The 23,938-nt window shown below is 63.1% G+C and carries 18 protein-coding genes and 1 pseudogene; 17 read left to right on the top strand and 2 right to left on the bottom strand.

The window, feature by feature from the left end:
- The first annotated feature begins 118 nt into the window (after nucleotides 1-118).
- From adh to J6497_RS17875, 8 genes are all read left to right on the top strand, one after another.
- Nucleotides 119-1,636 carry an aldehyde dehydrogenase gene (gene adh / locus J6497_RS17910; protein WP_225705598.1) on the top strand — a complete coding sequence of 506 codons (1,518 nt, stop codon included), beginning with the start codon at nucleotides 119-121 and terminating at the stop codon, nucleotides 1,634-1,636.
- A gap of 301 nt (nucleotides 1,637-1,937) precedes the next feature.
- Nucleotides 1,938-4,724 (top strand): ATP-binding protein, encoded by a 2,787-nt coding sequence (locus tag J6497_RS17905; RefSeq protein WP_225705597.1) that lies wholly within the window; start codon nucleotides 1,938-1,940, stop codon nucleotides 4,722-4,724.
- Between the two features lie 190 nt (nucleotides 4,725-4,914).
- Nucleotides 4,915-5,382, top strand: coding sequence for a nuclear transport factor 2 family protein (locus J6497_RS17900; protein ID WP_225705596.1), 468 nt, complete (start codon nucleotides 4,915-4,917; stop codon nucleotides 5,380-5,382).
- 34 nt (nucleotides 5,383-5,416) lie between these two features.
- Nucleotides 5,417-6,496: a LysR family transcriptional regulator gene (locus tag J6497_RS17895; protein ID WP_225705595.1), complete on the top strand. Its 1,080-nt coding sequence runs from the start codon at nucleotides 5,417-5,419 to the stop codon at nucleotides 6,494-6,496.
- A gap of 209 nt (nucleotides 6,497-6,705) precedes the next feature.
- Nucleotides 6,706-9,768 carry a GAF domain-containing protein gene (locus J6497_RS17890; protein WP_225705594.1) on the top strand — a complete coding sequence of 1,021 codons (3,063 nt, stop codon included), beginning with the start codon at nucleotides 6,706-6,708 and terminating at the stop codon, nucleotides 9,766-9,768.
- Nucleotides 9,765-10,154, top strand: coding sequence for a response regulator (locus J6497_RS17885; protein WP_225705593.1), 390 nt, complete (start codon nucleotides 9,765-9,767; stop codon nucleotides 10,152-10,154). Before J6497_RS17890 ends, J6497_RS17885 begins: the two co-directional genes overlap by 4 nt.
- Nucleotides 10,151-11,398 carry an adenylate/guanylate cyclase domain-containing protein gene (locus tag J6497_RS17880; RefSeq protein ID WP_225705592.1) on the top strand — a complete coding sequence of 416 codons (1,248 nt, stop codon included), beginning with the start codon at nucleotides 10,151-10,153 and terminating at the stop codon, nucleotides 11,396-11,398. Before J6497_RS17885 ends, J6497_RS17880 begins: the two co-directional genes overlap by 4 nt.
- A 117-nt stretch (nucleotides 11,399-11,515) precedes the next feature.
- On the top strand, nucleotides 11,516-11,887 hold the full coding sequence (locus J6497_RS17875) for a cupin domain-containing protein (protein ID WP_225705591.1): 372 nt from the start codon (nucleotides 11,516-11,518) through the stop codon (nucleotides 11,885-11,887).
- A 21-nt stretch (nucleotides 11,888-11,908) separates the two neighbouring features.
- Here the strand turns inward: J6497_RS17875 and J6497_RS42445 are convergent.
- Nucleotides 11,909-12,064: pseudogene (locus J6497_RS42445) on the bottom strand (VOC family protein); the annotation flags it as partial.
- Nucleotides 12,065-12,703: 639 nt separating this feature from the next.
- Between J6497_RS42445 and pdhA the strand changes: the two are divergent.
- From pdhA to J6497_RS17825, 9 genes are all read left to right on the top strand, one after another.
- Entirely contained in the window at nucleotides 12,704-13,726 is a 1,023-nt protein-coding gene (pdhA, locus tag J6497_RS17865; RefSeq protein ID WP_225705590.1) for a pyruvate dehydrogenase (acetyl-transferring) E1 component subunit alpha, read from the top strand.
- A gap of 38 nt (nucleotides 13,727-13,764) precedes the next feature.
- On the top strand, nucleotides 13,765-15,165 hold the full coding sequence (locus J6497_RS17860; RefSeq protein WP_225705589.1) for a pyruvate dehydrogenase complex E1 component subunit beta: 1,401 nt from the start codon (nucleotides 13,765-13,767) through the stop codon (nucleotides 15,163-15,165).
- 3 nt (nucleotides 15,166-15,168) lie between these two features.
- Nucleotides 15,169-15,474, top strand: coding sequence for a DUF5076 domain-containing protein (locus J6497_RS17855; protein ID WP_225705588.1), 306 nt, complete (start codon nucleotides 15,169-15,171; stop codon nucleotides 15,472-15,474).
- Nucleotides 15,475-15,476: 2 nt separating this feature from the next.
- Nucleotides 15,477-15,929, top strand: a complete 453-nt coding sequence (locus J6497_RS17850; RefSeq protein ID WP_225705587.1) for a nucleoside deaminase — start codon at nucleotides 15,477-15,479, stop codon at nucleotides 15,927-15,929.
- 97 nt (nucleotides 15,930-16,026) lie between these two features.
- On the top strand, nucleotides 16,027-17,397 hold the full coding sequence (locus J6497_RS17845) for a pyruvate dehydrogenase complex dihydrolipoamide acetyltransferase (protein ID WP_225705586.1): 1,371 nt from the start codon (nucleotides 16,027-16,029) through the stop codon (nucleotides 17,395-17,397).
- A 3-nt stretch (nucleotides 17,398-17,400) separates the two neighbouring features.
- Nucleotides 17,401-17,586 (top strand): hypothetical protein, encoded by a 186-nt coding sequence (locus tag J6497_RS17840; protein ID WP_225705585.1) that lies wholly within the window; start codon nucleotides 17,401-17,403, stop codon nucleotides 17,584-17,586.
- Nucleotides 17,586-19,007, top strand: coding sequence for a dihydrolipoyl dehydrogenase (gene lpdA / locus J6497_RS17835; RefSeq protein WP_225705584.1), 1,422 nt, complete (start codon nucleotides 17,586-17,588; stop codon nucleotides 19,005-19,007). Before J6497_RS17840 ends, lpdA begins: the two co-directional genes overlap by 1 nt.
- 18 nt (nucleotides 19,008-19,025) lie before the next feature.
- Nucleotides 19,026-20,267, top strand: a complete 1,242-nt coding sequence (locus J6497_RS17830; protein ID WP_225705583.1) for a threonine synthase — start codon at nucleotides 19,026-19,028, stop codon at nucleotides 20,265-20,267.
- A gap of 89 nt (nucleotides 20,268-20,356) precedes the next feature.
- Entirely contained in the window at nucleotides 20,357-21,325 is a 969-nt protein-coding gene (locus J6497_RS17825) for a tripartite tricarboxylate transporter substrate binding protein BugD (RefSeq protein ID WP_225705582.1), read from the top strand.
- 166 nt (nucleotides 21,326-21,491) lie between these two features.
- Here the strand turns inward: J6497_RS17825 and J6497_RS17820 are convergent, their stop codons facing one another.
- Nucleotides 21,492-23,687 carry a lytic transglycosylase domain-containing protein gene (locus J6497_RS17820; RefSeq protein WP_225705581.1) on the bottom strand — a complete coding sequence of 732 codons (2,196 nt, stop codon included), beginning with the start codon at nucleotides 23,685-23,687 and terminating at the stop codon, nucleotides 21,492-21,494.
- Between the last annotated feature and the right edge of the window lie 251 nt (nucleotides 23,688-23,938).

Raw genomic sequence — 23,938 nt, 5'->3', positions numbered from 1 at the left:
GGCCCCGTGTTCTGATGTCACCCAGCTGACATCCTTGCTTCCCCCCGACATGTTTTCCGCGCCGTCGCGCGGGATGAGCCGGCGATGGTCAGCAATCAAACGACAGCGGGAGTGAAGCATGAACAAGCCTGAATTCCTCACGACATCGACGAACCCCTTTGCTGAGCGCTACGACAATTTCATCGGCGGCAAATGGGTGGCGCCGCGCTCGGGCATGTATTTCGACAATGCCTCGCCGGTCACCGGCAAGGTGGTCTGCAAGATCGCGCGCTCGGATGCGCAGGACATCGAGCTCGCGCTGGATGCCGCACATGCCGCCAAGGACGCCTGGGGGCACTATAGCGTCGTCGAACGCGCCAACATCCTCAACCGGATCGCCGACCGCATGGAGGCGAACCTGGAGCGGCTCGCGATCGCCGAGACCTGGGACAACGGCAAGCCGATCCGCGAGACCCGCGCCGCCGACGTGCCGCTCGCGATCGATCATTTCCGCTATTTCGCCGGCGTCGTCCGCGCGCAGGAGGGGAGTCTCGCCGAAATCGACCACGACACGGTGGCCTATCATTTTCACGAGCCGCTTGGCGTGGTCGGCCAGATCATTCCTTGGAACTTCCCGCTGCTGATGGCATGCTGGAAACTGGCGCCGGCGCTTGCCGCCGGCAATTGCGTGGTGCTGAAGCCTGCCGAGCAGACGCCGGCCTCGATCATGGTGTGGATCGAACTCGTTGCCGACCTGCTGCCGCCCGGCGTCCTCAACATCGTCAACGGCTTCGGGCTCGAGGCTGGCAAGCCGCTGGCGTCGAGCCCGCGGATCGCCAAGATCGCCTTCACGGGCGAAACCACGACAGGCCGGCTGATCATGCAATACGCCAGCCAGAACCTGATCCCGGTCACACTCGAACTCGGCGGCAAGTCGCCGAACATCTTCTTCAAGGATGTGGCGGCGGAGGATGACGATTTCCTCGACAAGGCGATCGAGGGTTTTGTGATGTTCGCGCTCAACCAGGGCGAGGTCTGCACCTGTCCGAGCCGGGCGCTGGTGCAGGAATCGATCTATGAGCGCTTCATGGAGAAGGCGCTGGCGCGCGTCTCCGCGATCCAGCAAGGCGACCCGCGCAACTCCGCCACCATGATCGGTGCCCAGGCCTCGAACGAGCAATTGGAGAAGATTCTCTCCTATATCGACATCGGCCGGAAGGAAGGCGCCAAGCTTCTGACCGGCGGTGCGCGGGCCATGCTTGGTGGCGATCTCGAAGGCGGCTTCTATGTCCAGCCCACCGTGTTCGAGGGCAACAACCGGATGCGGATCTTCCAGGAGGAGATATTTGGCCCGGTCGTGTCCGTGACGACGTTCAAGACCGATGACGAGGCGCTGGCCATCGCCAACGACACGCTCTATGGCCTTGGCGCCGGCGTCTGGAGCCGCGATGCGAACCGCTGCTACCGGTTTGGGCGGGCGATCCAGGCCGGACGCGTCTGGACCAACTGCTACCACGCCTACCCCGCGCATGCGGCGTTCGGCGGCTACAAGCAGTCGGGCATCGGCCGCGAGACTCACAAGATGATGCTCGACCACTATCAGCAGACCAAGAATCTCCTGGTCAGCTACAGCCCCAAGAAGCTCGGCTTCTTCTGATACGGGGATCGTGATGACGGCGCGACCTCTGTCGCGCCGTCATCACGCAATGAAATTCCGAGTGACATCGATCGATAGCAATGTTTTGATCCGCGCTGCACTGCGGCAATAGCAATTGCCGTGCGACATCACGCAGTCCTTCCACGGCCATTTGAGTTGGGATAGAGAGGCCAACTCGTCCCTCTCATCGGGCGGTGGGTGCTGGGTGAAGGTTGAGGTCGCTACCTTGCAGCAACGCGCTTACGAGGGTGAGTCATTTCAGTTTGGGCCGTTTCGTCTGACCGTGTCTGAAAGGCTGCTGATGAACGGAGACGTGCAGGTGCCCCTGGGCAGCCGCGCGCTCGATGTTCTGATTGCTTTGGTGGAACGGGCAGGGGAAGTCGTCAGCCATGGGGACCTGATCAAAAGGGTTTGGCCCGATGTGATCGTCGAAGAGGCCAGCCTTCGGGTTTCGGTTGCGGGGATCCGCAAAGCGCTCGGCGATGGTCGCGACGGTGCGCGCTACATCACCAACGTTCCCGGACGCGGATATTGCTTCGTGGCACCGGTCCAGCGCTCGGTGCAAGGTGGCCGGTCCACGGCTGCACCTGTCGGGCGCGGCAAGATCCAGACCCTCCCTGCGGGTTTGCAGCGAATGGTTGGCCGCGACGAGACTGTCGAAGCCTTGCGCTTGGAAGTAGTGTCTCGACGGTTCGTCAGCATCGTCGGACCCGGCGGGGTCGGCAAGACGACAGTGGCTGTCGCTATTGCGCATAGGCTGGCGGATGAGTTCCGCGAAGCGGTCTGCTTCGTGGACCTCAGCGCGCTGCAGGAGGGCGCGCTCGTGGTTCCGGCCGTCGCTTCAGTCGTTGGATGCCTGGAGCATACGCAGGACTCGCTATCGCGGCTGCTCGCATTCCTTGCCGATAAGCGTCTTCTGCTGGTTCTCGATAGCTGCGAGCATGTGATTGAGGCCGTCGCCGTCCTGGCGGAGGGGCTTTTCCGCGAAGCGCCGCTTGTCCACATTATCGCGACCAGCCGCGAATCCCTCCGCGTTGAGGGCGAGAACGTCCACCCACTTCGCTCCCTCGACAGTCCAAGAGGCGCGGCGTCGCTGACGGCGGCCGAGGCACTGGCCTCGCCTGCTGTGCAGCTCTTCATGGAACGCGCCGCTGCCGGCGGATATCGGGACGAGCTTACCGACGAGGACGCGCCCATCGTCGCCGACATTTGTCGCCAGCTTGACGGGATGCCGCTCGCGATCGAGTTGACGGCCAGCAGGGCGAGCACTTACGGCATCGGTGGACTGGCAGAACTGATCGGTGACCGCTTGATGCTGCTTTGGCAGGGGCGGCGCAGCGTGCCGCGACACCAGACGCTGCAGGCCATGCTCGACTGGAGCTACGATCTCCTGTCGGAGCGCGAGAAAGCGGTCTTATCCGCGCTATCCGTGTTTGTCGGTGCGTTCACCATGGAGATGGCGCAAGCCGTCGTAGCAGACGCGGACCGCGATGAACTGCAGCTTGTAAACGCCATCGCAAGCCTGGTCGACAAGTCGTTGATCTCGGTCTCGCTGACGGGAGGCGCAAGCCCGTACCGGCTGCTTGATGCGACGCGGGCCTATGCCGCGGTCAAATTGAAGGAGCAGGGGGCGGCGAACGCAACGGCAAGACGGCATGCGCTCTACCACGCAGAACGCCTCGCGGGACTCCGGACCAGCGTCTTGAAGGATCGCGATCTAACGCCTTACTCGCGGCACATAGGCGACATCAGAGCGGCGCTCGAGTGGAGTTTTTCGCCGTCCGGCGACAGGTCGGTTGGGGTGGCGCTGGGCGCAGGCGCAGTGCCCCTGCTCCTTGGAATGTCGATGCTGCGCGAGTGCCGCTGGTGGAGCCTGCAAACGCTGCGTGCGCTGTCAGAGGAAGATCGCGGGACAAAGCTCGAATTGGGGCTGCAACTGTCCTTGGCGACATCGTCGAACCACGCTCATAGCGACAGCGGGGAGGTGGGAGCGGCACTGGAGCGTGGACTGAACCTCGCCGATTCGATGGGGGAAGCCGGGTACCAGTTGGAATTGCTGGCCGGTCTCAACCTTTATTGCGCACGGCTTGCGGATTTCGGCCGCTCCCTGGCAGCCGCGCAACGCTACGCTGCCATAGCCCGGGAATTGGGCCGGCCGCGGGAAGTCGTGATGGCCGAGTGGATGCTTGGTGCGAGTTATCATCTGGTGGGAGACCAGGCTGCTGCGCGGCAGAGCTATAAAAGCGGCTTCGAGCACGCAGCGGCTGCCGGCGTGAGCGAGCTGGATTCCTTCGGATACGATCACCAGGTGAGAGCGTTGGTCGGCTACGCGCGGACATTGTGGGATTGTGGCCTTCCAGATCAGGCGGCTCAATTCGCATATAGAGCGATCGAGATCGCGGAAAGCAAGGAGCATCCTGTCTCGCTTTGCATCTGCCTTGTCTATGTGGCGCCGGTGTTTCTGTGGCGGGGAGATCGGCAGATCGCGGAAGACCTCGTAGAACGTCTTATTGCCTACGCTGGCAGGTACTCGCTCACCATGTACAAGGCCGGCGGCCTGGGCTTGCGAGGGGCGCTTGTGCTGGAGAGCGGCGATACCGAGCTTGGCATCAAGACCTTGCGTGAAGCGTTGTCCATCTTGCGAACCGAGCAGCGGAACATCCTCTTGTCATCCAATTCGCGCGCCTTGGCCGAAGGTCTCGCCCGCACCGGAAGATCGGCAGAAGCCGCCAGCATTATCGATGCGGCCATCGCCGACGCGATGCGCGGCTCCGGCACCTTCGAACTGCCGGATTTGCTGCGGGCTCGCGCGACGGTGCTGCTCGCGGCGTCACCGGCGAACTGGCCGGCCGCGGAGGCCTCGCTCAAGGACTCGCTTGACAACGCCAGGCGACAGCACGCTCTTGGGTGGGAGCTGCGTTCAGCGACGGAATTGGCGCGCTTGTGGATGGAGCATGGGCGCGTGGACGAAGCACGGGCGCTGCTCGGAGACGTGTACGGACAATTCACGGAAGGATTCGAAACTGCCGACCTGAAAGAGGCAGAACGTCAGCTTCACGTTCTCGGAGTCCGGACGTCCAGCCCTTGAGGTACTTCGCTCTCGCGGGCGGCCGGCCACGTCCCCATAGGCTTGTCACGTCCAGGGCGCAGAATTCAGCGGATGCTGCGGCGCAGCATCCGAACCCGGCGTGCGGCTTTACACTCTCTTACATCAATAAACTCGCCGCCAGTCCGGTGTTGCTCCACTCTGCGTTCGCGTGATCCGCGGAGCAATGGCCATGTCACCACGCTTCCCCTTGCCACCTTTCACTTGGGACACCGCTACGGAGAAAGTTCGAGCGATCGAGGACTGCTGGAATAGCCGCGAGCCCGCCCGGGTGGCATTGGCCTACACCATCGACAGCTTCTGGCGAAATCACCTCGAGTTTCTCTCCGGACGCGCCGCCATCGAAGCGTTTTTGGCGCGCAAATGGGCAGAGCAGTTGGAGTACCGGCTGATCAACGAGGTCTGGGCCTTTACCGACAATCGGATCGCAGCGCGGTTTGCCTATGAATACTGCGACAGGGGAGGAAGTTGGTTCAGGGCCTATGGAAACGAGAATTGGGAGCTCGATCCGGATGGGCTGATACGACGGCGTCTCGCCAGCATCAACGAATATCCGATCGCTGAGACCGACCGGATGTTCCTGTGGCAGCTGGGACGCAGGCCCGATGACCACCCCGAGCTTAGCGATTTCGACTTCTGAGACGCTTGAAGCAATCCGTCCGAGTGATTCAGCGATGACGACACAGTTCAACCGGTTTGATCTGAACCTCCTGCGCGTCTTCCACGCCATCATGGCGGAACGAAGCGTGTTGCGCGCGGCCCAGAGGATTTGCCTTAGTCAGTCGGCCGTCAGCCACGCTCTCGCGCGGCTGCGAGAGATGCTGGACGACGAATTGTTCGTCCGCACGGCAACCGGAATGCAGCCGACTGCGCGTGCGCTCGCCATGGCTCCATTGATCTGCCAGGCATGGAAATCGCTGGAAGCGGCGATCGGTCTGCCCAGATTCGAGCCCGGCAAATCGGCCACGCGGTTCACGATCGCGGTGAGCGATTTTGTGACCGCGGTTATGGCACCTGATCTCCTCCGCCTGTTGAGGCAAGAGGCGCCGTTTGTCGATCTCGTGATCCGCCCGGACTCTCGGATCGATTTGACCGAGCAGATCGATCGCGGACAGATCGACGCCGCAATCGGAACCTTCTCGGACATTCCGGCGCGCTTCCAGTCGAGCTGGCTGTTCGCGTATGACGATGTTCTGATCGCCCATTCTTCGCGGAAGCTTGGCAGGCTGTCGCTGGAATCGCTGTCCCGCCTGTCTATCGCCGCGGTGTCGCTGCATGGCGAGCACGAAGGGCTCGTAAACGGTTTTGTGTCCGAACGTGGATTGGCTCGCCGATCGGAAATGTACGATCGAGCGGCCCTCGAACAGGCCTTCGCCGGATCGCAGCAGGCCCCGCGTATCGCGATTTCACTGTCGCACTTTCTTGCGCTGCCTGCTCTGCTCGCGGAATCCGAACTCACCGCGATCGTACCTCGACCACTCGCGAGGTCATTGGCCTGCATCCACCCGTTGTCGACGTACGAGCTGCCCTACAAGACGAGCTTGATGGACGTCGGCGTTCTCTGGCATGAGCGCAACACAAGCGATGCGCCGCAGCAGTGGCTGCGAGAGATGCTGAGGCGGGCAACCGGATCGCTGCGCGCAAGTCCCGCTCGTTTCCCATCAACCGCCATATGTCCGTCGCCTCCAGCGACTTCTGCGGAGCGTTGTGTTGCACGAGTATTGTCGCCCGCCAACGAGGTGGTTGGGGTATGAATACAGACGGAACTGCTTTCTCACGAGGCCGGCGTCAGGCCCCTCGGCCTGCCTAGCGGGTCCAACGGAACCGCCGGCGGGCAAAGCCGCGGCCAGGGGCACTGGCTCCCGGCCGGGGGCAGGATGTGATAATGCGGCGCCTTGGCTGGCCGGCTTCCGTCGGCCGTGCATTGCGCCTGCTCGCATCGCGGCGCCGAACCGGACCACGAATGACCGCGCTGTCCCAAGATATGACCGCCGAGCTGAGGCGCAGGATCGACGAGCTCGAGCAGCAATTGCAGTCCGGCGCCGCAGAGAAGGCTCGTTTGCAAAGCGAGCTTGCGATCGCGCGTGATCACCAGAGCGCCAGCGCCGCGATCCTGCGCACCATCGCGGCTTCCCCCTCCGATGCCCGGCCGGTGTTCGAGGCGATCGCATCCAGCTCCAAGCGCCTGCTCGGCACCTTCTCCGCCACCGTGCTCCAATTCATCGGTGATGAGCTTCATCTGGTGGCGTACACGCCGACCAGCCCCGATGCGGATGAAGTATTGCAGGCATCATTCCCCCGACAGATCGCGGACTTTCCGACCTTTGCCCTGGTTCGCAGTGGCGAGACGGTTCAATTTCCGGACAGCGAGGCCGACGACGTCCCGCAATTGAACAGGGATCTGGCAAGGCTGCGCGGCTTCCGCAGCGTCTTGTTCACGCCGCTGATGAATCGGGGGACGCCCGTCGGCATGATCAGCGTGACGCGCGCCGAGCCGGGCGCGTTTGCCGCGGATCACGTGCAATTGCTGCAGACCTTCGCCGATCAGGCCGTGATCGCGATCGAGAACGCGCGTCTGTTCAACGAGACCCGGGAAGCGCTGGAGCGGCAAACCGCCACCGCCGATATCCTGAAAGTGATGGCAGGTTCTCCCTCCGACGTGCAGCCGGTGTTCGAGGCCATCGCCGCCAACGCCAACCGGCTGATCGGCGGCTTTTCCACCGCGGTGCTTCGCTATGTCGACGGCTGCGCCCATCTGGCGGCCTTCACGCCGACCGAGCCGGCCGGCGATCGAGTCCTGCAAGCGGCGTTCCCGGTGCCGCTCGCTCAATTTCCGCCCTGCCAGCTCGTGGCGGACGGTGCGGCAGCGCAACTGCCCGACACCGAGCTCGAGCCGGCCGCGCGGGATATCGCACGTGCACGCGGCTATCGCAGCATGTTGTTCGCCCCGCTGGTGAGCGAGAGCCAGGTCATCGGTATCATCATCACCACGCGCCGGCCGACCGGCGCGTTCGGCGAACACCAGGTCCGCCTCTTGCAGACCTTCGCCGACCAGGCCGTGATCGCGATCAAGAATGTCGGCCTGTTCAATGCGACGAGGGAAGCACTGGAGCGGCAGACCGCGACCGCCGAGATTCTCAATGTCATCGCAAGTTCGCCAACCGACGTGCAGCCGGTATTCAACGCCATCGCCGAAAGTGCGAGGCGGCTGCTGGGCGGCCAAACGGCGCTCGTCACGCGTGTTGTCGATAGCATGCTGCATCTGGCAGCCCGCACAGCGGGAAGCGAAGCCGGACACAGGGAGATAGAGAATTCATTCCCGAGCCCGCTTACGTCCTCGGGAATTCACAGCCGGGTCGCGCTGAGTTCAACGATCGCCTTCCGCACTGATATCGAAACCGAGCCCGATGTCTCTCGAGCAGTCAAGGACATGGCGCGCGTCAGAGGATATCGAAGCATCATCGTCGTGCCGATGCTGCGCGAAGGCGTTGCGATCGGCACGATTGGTGTTTCGCGCGCTGAACCGGGAGCCTTTGCCGACAACCAGATCGCCCTGCTCAGGACATTTGCCGATCAGGCCGTGATCGCCATCGAGAACACCCGGCTGTTCAACGAGGTGCAGGCCAAGACCCGCGATCTGCAGGAAGCCCTCACCTACCAAACCGGCAGCGCCAACATCCTGAAGGTGATTGCCTCCTCGCCGACAGATGTCGGGCCGGCATTGAAGGCAATCGTCGAAAGCGCCTGCGAGCTTTGCGATGCCTATGACGCTGCAGTGGTGCTAAAGGACGGCGACGATCTCCGCTTCAGCGCCCATCACGGGCCGATCGAGATCAATGTCGAGAAATGGCCGATCAGCCGCGGGTGGACTGCCGGCCGCGCTTTTCTCGACGGCAAGCCGGTGCATTTGCGCGACTCAATGTCGGAGGAAGGCAATGGATTTCCGGACAGCAAGGCGCTGACCGAGCGCTCCGGGGCTCGCATTCGCACCGTACTGTCGGTACCGCTGTTGCGCGACGACGAAAGCATCGGCGCGATCCTGCTCCGTCGCAACGAGGTGCACCCGTTCACCGACAAGCAGATCGGACTCCTGCAGACCTTCGCCGACCAGGCAGTGATTGCGATTGGCAATGTCCGCCTGTTCGAGGAAGTGCGGGCCCGCACCAAGGAGCTTGCAAAATCCCTCGACGATTTGCGGGCTGCGCAGGATCGCCTGATCCAGACCGAGAAGCTGGCTTCCCTCGGTCAGCTCACGGCCGGCATTGCGCATGAGATCAAGAATCCGCTCAACTTCGTCAATAATTTTGCCGCACTTTCGGCGGAACTGACGGGCGAATTGAGCGATTTGCTTGCATCAGCGGCACTCGACGACAACATTCGTGGCGAGGTCGATGAATTGAGCGGCCTCCTGAAGGACAATCTGCAAAAGATCGCGCAGCACGGCCAGCGCGCCGATTCCATCGTCAAGAACATGCTCCTGCATTCGCGAGAGGGCAGCGGCGAGCACAAGCCGACCGACGTGAACGCTCTGGTCGAGGAGAGCCTCAATCTGGCCTATCACGGCGCGCGCGCCGAGAAGCCGCAGTTCAACGTTACGCTCAGTCGCGAGCTCGATCCTGACGTCGGCACGGCCGAGGTGTTTCCGCAGGAGATCACGCGGGTCCTGCTGAACCTGATTTCCAACGGCTTTTATGCGGTCGCCAAGCGCGGCAGCGAAAATGGTCCCGAGTTTGAACCTGCGCTCAGTGCCAGCACACATAGCCGTGGCGAATACGTCGAAATCCGCATCCGCGACAACGGCGTCGGCATTCCGCCCGAGGTAAAGGAGAAGATGTTCAACCCGTTCTTCACGACCAAGCCGCCAGGCGAAGGCACCGGACTCGGACTTTCCATGAGCCATGACATCATCGTAAAGCAGCATGGCGGCACGATCAGTGTCGAGAGCGAGCCCGGCGAGTTTACCGAGTTCACCATCCTGCTGCCGCGCAGAAGCTATTTTTTGGATAATTCCAGAGGTAAGCCGTGAGTGTGATGGTTCTGGTGGTAGATGACGAGCCCGACGTGGAGGCCTTGTTTCGCCAGCAATTTCGCCGCGATCTCCGGGCCCAGCGTTTCGTGATGGATTTCGCCGGGTCGGCGTCGGAGGCCTTGACGCGCGTCACCGACGTCGGCGAGCACTCGCTGATCCTGATTTTCTCCGACATCAACATGCCCGGGATGAGCGGGCTGGAGATGTTGCCGGAGGTCCGCGCCCGGCGGCCTGACGTTCCCGTGATCATGATCACGGCCTACGGAGATGCCGCGACGCGCAACAGGGCGCTGGAGCGAGGCGCGGAGGGCCTATTAACCAAGCCGATCGACTTCGGTCAGGTCCGGCACGAGATCGACGCGCGGCTGGAACAGACCGCATGACCGCCACCATCCTCGTAGTCGACGACGAGCCCGATCTGGAGACGCTCGTGCTCCAGAAATTCCGCAGGCAGATTCGCGACGGGCTGGTGAACTTCGTCTTCGCGCGTGACGGCCTTGAGGCCCTGCAGTCGATCGAGCAGCATCCTCACGTCGATCTTGTGGTCTGCGACATCGCCATGCCGCGCATGGATGGCCTGTCGCTGCTCGCGAAACTGCAGGAGGCGGAGGACAAGAAGTCGACCATCATCGTCTCGGCCTACGGCGACATGAGCAACATACGCACCGCGATGAATCGGGGTGCATTCGACTTCCTGACCAAGCCGATCGATTTTGCCGACCTCGAAATGACGATCCAGAAGACGATGCGTCACATCGAGGTCCTGCGCGAGGCGCGCCGCCGTCAGATCGAAGCGGAGCGCGCCCACGCTTCGCTGTCGCGCTATTTCTCGCCCGAGCTCGCCAAGCGTCTTGTCGCCGGGGGCGGCAGCGACATGGAGGTGCGCTGGCGCGAGATCGCGGTGATCTTCACCGATATCACGGGCTTTACCTCGCTGGTCGAGACCGCCGCGCCGGAGGTGCTGGCGGAGCTACTCAACGAATATGTCGGTGGTCTGACAGATGTCGTCTTCGCGCATGAAGGAACGGTAGCGAAGGTGATCGGCGATGCGATCCAGGTGCTGTTCAATGCGCCTGGCGATCAGCCGGACTACGCGACCCGCGCCATTGCCTGCGCCCAGGCGCTCGATGAATGGGCCGAGGCGTTTCGCGGGCGCTGGAAAGAGAGAGGCGTGGATTTCGGCGTCACACGGATCGGCGTCCACGCCGGCCCCGCGCTGGTCGGCAATTTCGGCGGCAACCGCTTCTTCGACTACACGGCCTATGGCGACACGATCAACACGGCAGCCAGGCTGGAAGCTGCGAACAAGGCGCTGGGCACACGGATCTGCGTCAGTGGTGCGGTCGCAAGCGCGGCAGAGGAATTCAAGGGGCGGCCGATCGGCGATCTTGTCCTGCGCGGCCGCAGCGAGCCATTGCGCGCTCACGAGCCTTTATCGGCGGCGGAATTCGATGCGCCGGCCACAACGCAATATGCGATCGCCTTTGCCAAGCTCGAGTCGGGCGACGCCGCGGCCATGCCGGCTTTCGCGGCACTGGTCGGAACGCATGCCGATGATCCGCTCGCCAGCTATCATTTGAGGCGGCTGCTCAATGGCGCCAAAGGCGTCCGCATCGAGCTCGACTGACAGGAGCCGACATGGAGAACTGCGCTCGGGCACCTTGTTGCATTGGCGAGGCGTTCCCATAGTCATTCGCACCGCGATCTGATCGAAGTATAACGACTCGACGTTAAGGGGTGTCCAATGGCGGAAAGTATCGATGGTCAGGCAAGCGCCCAACAGGCCGGGTTTCCGGGTGTCACACGTAAGGTTCTCGAACGTCTTCCATTGCCCGGCGATCATCGGGAACTGGTCGTGGTTGAGGTGACCTATCCACCTGGTGGCGCAGCTCCGCTTCACCGACATCCCGTTGGGGGAGTGGTCTTCATCATCGAAGGTGTTGCCGAGTCGGCCTATGGCAGCGATGATCCGCGGCAGTATCGAGCGGGCGAGACCTTGCAGGATCGGGCCGATATTCCGCACACTCTCTTTCGCAATTGTGACCCGGAACGGCCGCTCCGCTTTCTGACCATCTACGCGCTCGAACCTGGACGCTCCTACACGATGGAGCCGTGAGGCTTTTACTCGCAACGTCAGCCGCGCCGTCTTGATCGCAGCGACGTCTATCTTCTTCATGCCCATCATCGCATCAAATGCGCGCTTCGCTTCATCACCGCCAGCCGCTAGCGCCTCGGTCAGCACGCGCGGCGTGATTTGCCAGGAGATGCCCCATTTGTCTTTGCACCAGCCGCGAGACCCACAAGATGATGCTCGACCACGATCAGCAGACCAAGGATCTCCTGGTCAACTACAGCCCCAAGAAGCTCGGCTTCTTCTGACGCGCCACCGTGAGGGCGGCAAACAAGCTGCCGCCTTTGCCAGATAAAGGTGGTTCAACTCTGCTCAGAAATGGTAGCCGACGGCGGCGCCGATAGCGCGGCGGTGTACTCGCCTCAGTAACGGAAGCCGTTCGGACGAGCGGCGGCATCGGTCTTGGCCTTACTGCAGCCCAGGCCGTCATCCGCGGCCATGGCGCGGCATTGCACATCCATAACCGCCCTGAAGGCGGATTGGAGGCCATTGTCACGTTACCTCGGCCCTCCGCGGGTTCTGGTCACACGTGAACCACGAATCCTTTCCGCATCCGCTCCAAACTTCTAGCCCGCGTAGATCAGGCAGCGCGCCCGCATCTCGCGATTGCGGACGGCGAGACGTCTGCCCGCGCCATGGTCGCGCAATGAAATTCCGAACGAACGCATCAATCGATAGCAATATTTTGATCTGCGCTGCACTGCGGCATAAGCAATATTCCACCCGGCGCACGCAATCCTTCCACGGCCGTTTGAGTTGGGCTAGAGAGGGCCAAATCGTCCCCTCTCATCCGGAAATGCCATGGCCGCACCCAAGAAAAGCGTCACAAAGGAAGCAGGGCAGGAGAAGGGGAACGGCTCCCCGCCGGAATTCACCAGAGAACAGGAACTTCGCGCGCTGCGCGACATGCTCCTGATTCGGCGCTTCGAGGAGAAGGCCGGCCAGCTCTACGGCATGGGTGCGATCGGCGGCTTCTGCCATCTCTATATCGGCCAGGAGGCCGTCGTCGTCGGCATGCAGATGACCCTGAAGAAGGGTGACCAGGTCATAACGGGGTACCGAGACCACGGGCACATGCTCGCGTGCGGCATGGATCCCAAGGGCGTGATGGCCGAACTCACTGGACGCCGCGGCGGCTATTCCAAGGGCAAGGGCGGCTCAATGCACATGTTCAGCGTGGCCGAGCACTTTTACGGCGGCCACGGCATCGTCGGCGCGCAGGTCTCGCTCGGCACCGGTCTCGCCTTCGCCAACCGCTACCGGGAAAACGATTTCGTGAGCCTGGCCTATTTTGGCGACGGCGCCGCCAACCAAGGCCAGGTCTATGAAAGCTTCAACATGGCCGAGCTGTGGAAGCTGCCGGTCGTCTACATCATCGAGAACAACCGTTATGCCATGGGCACCTCGGTGACGCGCTCCTCGGCGCAAACCGATTTCTCCAAGCGCGGCCTCTCTTTCAACATCCCGGGCCAGCAGGTCGACGGCATGGACGTCCGTGCCGTGAAAGCCGCCGGTGACGAGGCGGTTGCTTGGTGCCGCGCGGGCAAGGGTCCCTATATCCTGGAGATGCAGACCTACCGCTATCGCGGCCACTCGATGTCCGATCCGGCCAAGTACCGGACCCGGGAGGAGGTGGAGAAGGTCCGCCATGACCAAGACCCGATCGAGCAGGTGCGCAATCGCCTGCTTGCCGGCGGAGTGAGCGAGCAGGACTTGAAGTCGATCGACGGCGAGGTGCGTGACATCATCAATGGCGCCGCCGACTTTGCCCAGCACGATCCCGAGCCCGATCCGTCCGAGCTCTACACCGACGTCTACCGCTAAGCGCAGACTGAAAACGAAAGAGTGATCCGGGAGCCGATATGCCCATTCAAGTTCTCATGCCTGCGCTGTCGCCCACGATGGAGAAGGGCAACCTCGCCAAATGGCTGAAAAAGGAAGGCGAGCTGATCAAGTCCGGCGATGTCATCGCCGAGATCGAGACCGATAAAGCCACCATGGAGGTCGAAGCGACCGATGAGGGCACGCTCGGCAAGATCCTGATCCCGGAAGGCACTGCCGACGTCGCCGTCAACACGCCGATTGCGACCATCCTGGCCGACGGCGAAAGCGCCTCCGATCTCGCCAAGGCCGCCAGCCCGGCAAAGCAGGAGAAGGCAGCCGAGTCCGCACCTCCTGCGGCGGCCAAGACCGAGGCGCCTGCACCCAAGGCGGAAGAGAAAACGCCGGCCGCGCCGAAGGCCGTCAGCGAGCCCGAGCCGGAGGTACCCGCCGGCACCGAGATGATGACCCAGACCATCCGCGAAGCCCTGCGTGACGCCATGGCGGAGGAGATGCGGCGCGATCCGGATGTCTTCCTGATAGGCGAGGAGGTCGCCGAATATCAGGGCGCCTACAAGGTGAGCCAAGGGCTGCTGCAGGAGTTCGGCGCAAGGCGCGTCATCGACACGCCGATCACCGAGCATGGCTTTGCCGGCATCGGCATCGGTGCGGCGATGGCGGGCCTCAAGCCGGTCGTCGAGTTCATGACCTTCAACTTCGCCATGCAGGCGATGGACCAGCTGATCAACTCCGCCGCCAAGACGCTCTATATGTCCGGCGGCCAGATGGGTTGCTCGATCGTGTTCCGCGGACCGAACGGCGCCGCGGCGCGCGTTGCCGCCCAGCATAGCCAGGACTATTCGTCCTGGTACTCGCACATCCCGGGGCTGAAGGTGGTCGCGCCGTTCTCGGCCGCCGACTACAAGGGCCTCTTGAAGGCTGCGATCCGCGATCCCAATCCGGTGATCTTCCTCGAGAACGAGGTGCTGTACGGTCATTCCGGCGAGGTGCCGAAGCTCGACGATTACATCGTGCCGATCGGCAAGGCGCGCGTCGCTCGCAAGGGCCAGCATGTCACGATCATTTCCTGGTCCAACGGCATGACCTATTCGCTGAAGGCGGCCGACGAACTCGCCAAAGAAGGCATTGAGGCGGAAGTGGTCGACCTGCGCACGCTGCGCCCGATGGACACCGAGACTATCGTCGCCTCGATCCAGAAGACCGGCCGCGCGGTGACGGTCGAGGAGGGCTGGCAGCAGAGCGGCGTCGGCGCCGAGATCGCCGCCCGCATCATGGAGCATGCCTTCGATTACCTGGATGCACCGGTTGCGCGCGTATCCGGCAAGGACGTGCCGATGCCCTACGCGGCCAATCTCGAGAAGATGGCTTTGCCTTCAGTCGCCGAGGTGGTGGAAGCCGCCAAGGCCGTTTGTTACCGGTGACGCATGGCGGGCCCGCAGGAACAGCCATTACCGCCTGACGTGATGGGTCGCGATGATGCGATCGAGGTGCTGCGCGCCTTTGTTGTCGACGGCGGACTCTCCATCGCCTTCCAGCGCGCCTTTGAGGAGCCGGATACCTGGGGCCTGATGCTGGTCGACATCGCCCGTCACGCCGCGCGCGCCTATGCGCGGGAGAGCGAGTACACCGAGGAAGAGGCGCTCGCTCGCATCATCGACATGTTCGAGGCTGAGGTCGCGCGGCCGACCGATCCGGGCAGCACCACGCCGCGATCGAAACAGGGGCATTGATCGTGACCATCGAGCAATACCACTACGACTTCATGGCGGAAGCGATCCGCGAGGCGGAGATCGGCATCTCCGAGGGCGGATTGCCGATCGGCGCGGTGCTGACGCGCGACAACAAGGTCATCGCGCGCGGCCATAATCGGCGGATGCAGGAGAAGAACGTGATCCTGCACGGCGAGATGTCGTGCTTCCGCGACGCCGGCCTGATCTCGTTCCATGATACCGTCATGTACACGACGCTCTCGCCGTGTTCGATGTGCGCCGGCGCGATCGGATTGTTCAAGCTGAAGCTCCTGGTGATCGGGGAGTCCGTGACGTTCCCGGGCAGCAAGGACATCCTGACGCAGTTCGGCATCCCCTTCATCGATCTCGCAGACGACCGCTCGAGCAACATGATGAAGAACTGGCGCTCGGATCCCGCCAACGAGCGCACCTGGCAGGGCGATATCGGCAATTGAGGCGTCTTCCGCCTACACCGATCCGTCCCAGACAATTCCGGCTGACTTCCTCACGTGACGGAAGCCGCCATGCAAAAGTTAGCTTTGTGAGGTCACCATGCCCATCAACATCCTGATGCCCGCGCTGTCGCCTACCATGGAGAAGGGCAATCTGGCCAAGTGGCTCAAGAAGGAGGGCGACAAGGTCAAGTCCGGCGACGTGATCGCGGAGATCGAGACCGACAAGGCGACGATGGAAGTCGAGGCGGTCGATGAGGGCACCATCGCCAAGATCCTGGTGCCTGAGGGCACGCAGGACGTCGCGGTGAACGACGTGATCGCGGTGCTGGCCGGCGACGGCGAAGACGTGAAGGCGGCTGCAGGTGCGGCGACGTCTGCGCCGCCGAAGGCTGCCGAGGCGCCCGCTGCCAAGCCCGCTGCTGCACCGGCGCCTGCGCCGGCCCCCGCCCAACCAGCGCCGGCACCGAAAGCTGCGGCGCCTGCTGCAGCCCCGGCACCCGCGCCGCAAGCCGCGGCACCGGCGCCCCAGGGCAACGGGCACACCCGCATCTTCTCGTCACCGCTGGCACGGCGCCTCGCCAAGGGAGCCGGCATCGAGCTCGGGCGCATCAACGGCAGCGGTCCGCATGGCCGCGTCATCGCGCGCGACGTCGAAGAGGCGAAGTCCGGCAAGGGCCTGAAGGCGCCGCCGGCTGCGCCCAGCACGACGCCGTCTATCGCGCCGTCAATGTCGGACCAGCAGATCCTCGCATTGTTCGAGCCGGGCTCGTACGAGATCGTGCCGCATGACGGCATGCGCCGCACGATCGCGCAGCGGCTGACCGCGTCGATCCAGCAGATTCCGCATTTCTATCTGACGATCGACTGCGATATCGGAAAGCTGCTCGCCGCCCGCGAGGAGATCAATGCCGCCGCACCAAAGGACGCCGACAAGAAGCCGCTCTACAAGCTCTCGGTGAACGACTTCGTCATCAAGGCGATGGCGATCGCACTGCAGAAGATCCCGAACTGCAATGTGAGCTGGACCGACGGCGGCATGGTCAAGCACAAGCATTCCGACGTCGGTGTGGCGGTGGCGATGCCAAGCGGCCTGATTACGCCGATCATCCGGAAGGCGGAAACCAAGACGCTGTCGGTGATCTCGGGCGAGATGAAGGATTTCGCCGCCCGCGCCCGTGCGCGCAAGCTGAAGCCGGAAGAGTATCAGGGCGGTACCACCGCCGTCTCCAACCTCGGCATGTACGGCATCAACCACTTCACCGCCGTGATCAATCCGCCGCATGCGACGATCCTCGCCGTCGGCACCAGCGAGGAGCGGCCGGTGGTGCGGGGCGGCAAGATCGAGATCGCCAGCATCATGAGCGTGACGCTGTCCTGCGACCATCGCGCCATCGACGGCGCGCTCGGCGCCGAGCTCATCGGCGCCTTCAAGCAGCTGATCGAAAACCCCGTTATGATGATGGTGTGATGCGTGACGTCTAACGCATTGCTCTATGGTCCTTATGTTGTTGCAATAGCGCTCGCGATTGCTGCGCTGATCGTCCGCGCGCGTGACCTGGCATCGACGACCCAGTTCCGGATCATGCTGGGCGGCGCCGGACTGCTTGCGGTTGGATGGACCGGATTCCTGGTTGCTCTCGCTAGATCGGATTTGTGATGGCTGACACTTCCTTCGACGTTATCATTATCGGCGCCGGCCCCGGCGGCTACGTCACCGCGATCCGCGCGGCTCAGCTCGGCTTCAAGACGGCGGTGGTGGAAAAGGCCTATCTCGGCGGCATCTGCAACAATTGGGGCTGCATCCCGACCAAGGCGCTGCTGCGCTCGGCGGAAGTCTATCATCTGATGCAGCATGCCAAGGATTACGGCCTGTCGGCGGAGAACATCTCGTTCGATCCGAAGGCGGTGGTGCAGCGCTCGCGCAATGTGGTGAAGCGGCTGAACGATGGCGTCGGCTTTCTATTCCGCAAGAACAAGGTCACGACGATCTGGGGTGAAGCGACGATCGATGCACCGGGTAAGCTGACGGTGAAAAAATCGCCGGTCGAGGCGCCGAAGGGCGCGCTGGGCGAGGGCACCTATCAGGCCAAGCACATCATCATCGCGACCGGCGCGCGGCCGCGCGTGCTGCCGGGGCTCGAGCCCGACAAGAAGCTGGTATGGACCTATTTCGAGGCGATGGTGCCGGACAAGATGCCGAAGTCGCTGCTGGTGATCGGCTCCGGCGCGATCGGCATCGAGTTCGCCTCGTTCTACCGTACCCTCGGCGCGGAGGTGACGGTCGTTGAGGTGTTGCCGCAGATCCTGCCAGTCGAGGACGTCGAGATCGCGAAATTCGCGCACAAGGCGTTCGAAAAGCGGGGCATCAAGATCCTGGCCAATACCAAGGTGACAAAGCTCGACAAGAAGACCGACAGCGTGGTCGCCACCATCGACGACGGCAAGGGCAAGCCGCAGACCATCGAGTTCGACCGCGTGATCTCCGCCGTCGGCGTGGTCGGCAATGTCGAGAACATCGGGTTGGAGAAGATCGGCGTGAAGGCCGAGCGCGGCATCATCGCGATTGACGGCTATTGCCGGACCAACGTTCCCGGCATCTATGCGATCGGCGACGTCGCCGGTCCCCCAATGCTCGCGCACAAGGCTGAGCACGAGGGCATCATCTGCGTCGAGGCGATCAAGGGCCTCAATCCGCACCCCATGGACAAGAACATGATCCCCGGCTGCACCTATTGCCATCCGCAGGTCGCGTCCGTCGGCATGAACGAGGCCAAAGCCAAGGAAGCCGGCCGCGACATTCGCGTCGGTCGCTTCCCCTTCGTCGGCAATGGCAAGGCGATCGCGCTCGGCGAGGACCAGGGCCTGGTCAAGGTGATCTTCGACAAGAAGACCGGGCAGCTGCTCGGCGCGCACATGGTCGGCGCAGAGGTCACCGAGCTGATCCAGGGGTATGTGATCGCGATGAACCTCGAGACAACAGAGGAAGAATTGATGCACACCATCTTCCCGCATCCGACGCTGTCGGAGATGATGAAGGAAGCGGTGTTGGACGCCTATGGGCGTGTTCTCAACATGTAACGAGAGGGACGGCGAACCGTGAAAGACAACGACAATCTCACCATCCAACGCCCGACCTTCGTCACCCATCTCGAATGCGCGATGGAGGGCGATTACTATCCCGCCGACCAGGTGCACAATCTCTCCAAGGCCGGCAAGCCGCTTCTGGTGCGCTACGATCTCGCCGGCGTGAAGAAGGCGCTGAGCAAGGATGCGCTGAAGGAGCGCCCGGCCGATTTGTGGCGCTATCGCGAATTGTTGCCGGTGCGCCAATGCAAGGACATCGTTAGTCTCGGCGAGGTGACGACGCCGCTGATCCGGCTGCCAAAACTCGGCGCCAAGCTCGGCGGTGGTGAGATCATCGTGAAGGATGAGGGGCGGCTGCCGACCGGCTCGTTCAAGGCACGTGGCCTCGTCATGGCGGTGTCGATGGGCAAGGCGCTCGGCATCAACCACATGGCGATGCCGACCAACGGCAATGCCGGTGCGGCGCTGGCGGCCTATGCGACCGCCTGCGGCATCAAGACCACGATCTTCTGCCCGGCCGATACGCCGGAGGTGAATGTGAGCGAGATCGAACTGCAGGGCGCGACGGTCTATCGCGTCAACGGCCTGATCGACGATTGTGGCAAGATCGTCGGCGAGGGCAAGGCCAAGGTCGGCTGGTTCGACACGTCGACCTTGAAGGAGCCGTACCGGATCGAGGGCAAGAAGACGATGGGGCTCGAACTGGCCGAGCAGCTCGGCTGGGACGTGCCCGATGTGATCTTCTATCCGACCGGCGGCGGCACCGGCTTGATCGGCATGTGGAAGGCCTTTGCCGAACTGGAAGCAATCGGCTTCATTGGTGCGAAGCGGCCACGCATGGTCGCGGTGCAGGCCTCGGGCTGCGCGCCGATGGTGCGTGCTTTTGAAGCAGGCACTGAGCATGCGACTCGCTGGGAAGACGCGCACACTATCGCCTCCGGCATCCGCGTGCCGCAGGCGATCGGAGATTTTCTGATCCTGCGAGCGGTCCGCGAGAGCAAGGGTTTCGCCGTCGCGGTCGACGACGAGAAGATTTCTGCTGCGCTAAACGAAGTTGCGCGCGAGGAGGGGCTGTTGTTGTGCCCCGAAGGCGCGGCCACCTATGCGGCGTATAAGCAAAGCCTTGCCGACGGGCGCCTCACGAAAAACGATCGGGTGATGCTGTTCAATTGCGCCACAGGCCTTAAATATCCGCTGCCGCCGGTCACGCGGACGCTCGATCGTCTCAAGCCGATCGACTTCGCGCAGTTCTAGAGAATTAGAGAAAGCGGGTACCGTTCTGTTGAGTTGACCATGTCCAAATAAGAACAAGCCGAGCCCGGCTTTTTACAGGGGAGGGAGCGATGCGAAGAATAGTTCTGGCGATGCTGGCAGTCCTCTTGTTCGGCAGCGCGGCGGTCGCCGAGAATTTTCCCTCGCGTCCGATCACCATCATCGTGCCGTTCTCGGCCGGCGGGCCGTCGGATGCGATGGCGCGTATTCTCGCCGAGCGGATGAAGGTCTCGCTCGGAGAGAACCTCCTGATCGAGAACGTCACGGGCGCGGGCGGCTCGATCGGCGTTGGCCGCGCGGTGCGCTCGCCGGCGGACGGCTACACCATCTCGTTCGGCCACCTCGGCACGCATGTCGCCAACGGCGCCGTCTACAAGCTCGGCTATGACCTCGTCGCCGATCTCGATCCGGTGGTGCTGCTGCCGAGCAATCCGATGATCATCGTCAGCAAGAATGCGATCCCCGCGAAATCGCTGAGCGAACTGTTGGCCTGGTTGAAGTCTCGCCCATCGCCGCCGACCGCGGGCACGGCTGGCGCAGGCTCTGGCAGCCACATCGCCGGGCTCTATTTCGAGAACGTCTCCGGCATCAAGCTGCAATATGTGCCGTATCGCGGTACGGGGCCAGCCTTGAACGATCTTGTTGCCGGGCAGATCGACATCATGCTCGATCAGACCTCCAACTCCATCAACCAGGTCCGTGCCGGCAATATCCGCGCCTATGCCGTCACCGACGACAAGCGCGTCACCTCCGCGGCCGAAGTCCCGACCACCGACGAAGCCGGCCTGCCGGGCTTCCACATGACGCTGTGGTCCGGCCTCTGGGTGCCCAAGGGCACTCCGAAGGAGATCACAGCCAAACTGAACGCTGCGGCCGTGGAGGCGCTGAACGATCCCGCGGTCGTGAAACAGCTTGAGAACCTCGGCCTGCGCATGCCGCCGAAGGATCAGCTGACGCCGGAAGCGCTCGGCGCGTGGCAGAAGGCCGAGATCGCAAAATGGTGGCCGATGATCAAAGCCGCCAACGTGAAGGTGGATTGAGGGGTTGGCGGCGGCGAGTCTTGCCAGGGCAGCAGGTCCTCATCCTGAGGAAGCCGCGAAGCGGCTGTCTCAAAGGATGGCCCCGAGCGAGACGGGGGCCTCATGGTTCGAGACGCGCGCTGCGCGCTCCTCACCATGAGGGGTGAGAGCGTGCGGCGCTTCTCGATTACTGCGCCGCAGACGCGGCTCCCGTCGGCGCCGCCGCGTTGACCTCCTGCGTGACCACGCGCTGATCCGTCTTGGTCGCCACCGCCGTGCCGCTCTCAAAGCGCGCACGGTACACCAGCAGGTTCTCCATCACGCGCTGCACATAGTTGCGCGTCTCGGAGATCGGAATACGCTCGACCCAATCGACCGGATCGACGTCCGGATCGCGCGGGTCGCCATAGGCCTTCACCCAGTCGCGGACGCGGCCGCGGCCGGCGTTGTAACCGGCGAAGGTCATGATGTGACTGCCCTTGTATTCCGACAGCAGCGCGCTGAGCTCCGCCGCGCCCATCTGGGTATTGTAGACAGGATCGGAAACCATCCGGTCCCAGTCATAGCTGACCCCGAAACGCTTGGCGGTATCGCGGCCGGCCTCCGGGGTCACCTGCATCAGGCCGACCGCATTCGCCGGCGACTTGTCGCGCTGGTCGAACGCACTCTCGGTCCGTGCCACCGAATAGATCATGCTGCGCTCGATCTCGGGCGCAACCTGGGTATGTTTGGGAATCCCGATGGTTGGGAAGGCGTAGTAGTCAAGCGCAAGGCCGTGCCCGAGCGCCAGCTTGCCGAGTTGCATCATGGCGGCCGCGTCGTTGCGGCGGGCGGTGAGCTCGCCGAGCGCGTTAAGCATGGAGATATCCGTGCTCTGCTCGCCGAGATCGGCGGCGAAATACAGCACCACATCGCGTTCGCCGATCTGGTAGAGCATGTCGGCCGCGCGCACGCGCTCGTCTGCAGCCGCCATGCCGTCGACGGCAGCAACAGGTGAGGGCGGACGCAACTCGATCGCGTCAAGGCCCAGCCTGGCGCGCGCGAGTTGTCCGTAATAGGCGGTCGGGTAGCGCGCCGCGGCCTCATAGCTGGCGCGCATCGCGTCCTCTTCTCCCAGCGCTTCGGCGGCGCGGCCGCGCCAGTAGTTCGCGCGTGCCAGCACGATCGGATTGGTCGCGCCTTCGTCGATGCGCGCGAAATGCGTCGCCGCCGTCACGGGATCATCGAGGTAGCGCAAGGCGATCCAGCCGCACATGGAGTGGAAATCGGCGCGGTAATATTCGTTGGCCGGCAAAGCGGCGGCAGCAATCACGTCATACGCGGTCTGGAACTTGCCCTGATCGAGCAGCTTGCGGGCCAGCAACCGCCGCTCGCGCCACCATTGGTCGGTGTCCTGCAGCGCCATGGTCTCGGGCGCGGCTGATAGCACCAGGCTGGCGGCATCGTCGATGTTGTTCTGGCCGAGCAGCCACTGCAGGCGGCAGAGCGTGTAGCCGAGATCCTTGCGGGCGTCAGTTCCGACGTCGTTGAGCTGGTCGAGCGCCTTGCTCGATTTCGCTGCCACCGCGCCGCACGCCTTCACGATCGCAAGCTCGTCGCTGCCAAGCCGTTGCGCCGCGCGCCTGGCGTCGGCGAGATCCTTGGCGCCGATGCGCTTGTCCATGCGCGCGCGATGGTCCTCGCGGGTCAGAAGATCGCCGAACAGCTCGTACGCGTCGCTTTCCAGCCGTTCCGACAATTCATGCGAGCGCCAGGCGTCGCGTACCAGGCGCTCTGCACCATCGCGGTCGCCTTCGGTCAGGAGCACGCGCGCCAGCGCGAACTTGCCCTTGGCACTGGCGGGCCGATCGCGGGTGAAGCGATGAACGGTGACTGCATCGCTGCGCTGCTCCCACAGCCGTCCCTCGGCTTTACGACGCAACAGCGCCATGCTCGGCCAGTCCGGATTGGCGGCGATGAATGCTGCATACCGGTTGAAGTTCGCGGTCGTCTCGGAGCGGCGCAGGATGTACCATTCGACGAGCTTCTGGCCCGCCGGGTCGGTGATCCTGTCTCTGGTGGCCGTCGCTTCTTCCGTCTTCGCCTTGCGCGCCAGATCGATCGCGTCTTTCACGAGCGCGAGATCGCCCGACAGTGTCGGCGTCGGCGCTTCCTTCGCGGATGCATCCTTCGATTCCCTGGACTTGCGGCGTGCATCGGTGTGCTTGGCACGGCCGCGTTTTCCGACTGCGGCATCACGCTGCTGACGCGCCTTCGTCGTCGCGTCATGGTTCTTCTTGGTGTGCGTTTGTCTGTTGTTCGATCGGGCCGTCGCATCCGTCGAGAACAGCGCGAGCACAGCGACCGTGAGGAGACAAGACAGCGAACGTAAGCACTGGTTCATTCCATGGTCCCCCTGCGAACCATCAGACACAAACCAAGTCGCAAACCGTGCGGCTTGAATGACCTAAGGTTAACACAGCATCGAATTGCAACTGTCGCGCTCAGGCCACAGTGCGGAAAAAACGCTGAACTGAATGGAACTTTGAAGTCGTCGAATTGCGGATTGATGGAGATGGAACCTCGCACGTGCCGATGATTGCGCTTGGTCTTGCGTGATGCTTCTCAGCAGCACGCGCAAGTGACGGCATCATG

The sequence above is a fragment of the Bradyrhizobium cenepequi genome (genome assembly GCF_020329485.1).
Taxonomy (GTDB): domain Bacteria; phylum Pseudomonadota; class Alphaproteobacteria; order Rhizobiales; family Xanthobacteraceae; genus Bradyrhizobium; species Bradyrhizobium cenepequi.
The sequence above is the reverse complement of the archived record's forward strand: the minus strand, read 5'-3'. Positions and strand labels throughout refer to the sequence as shown.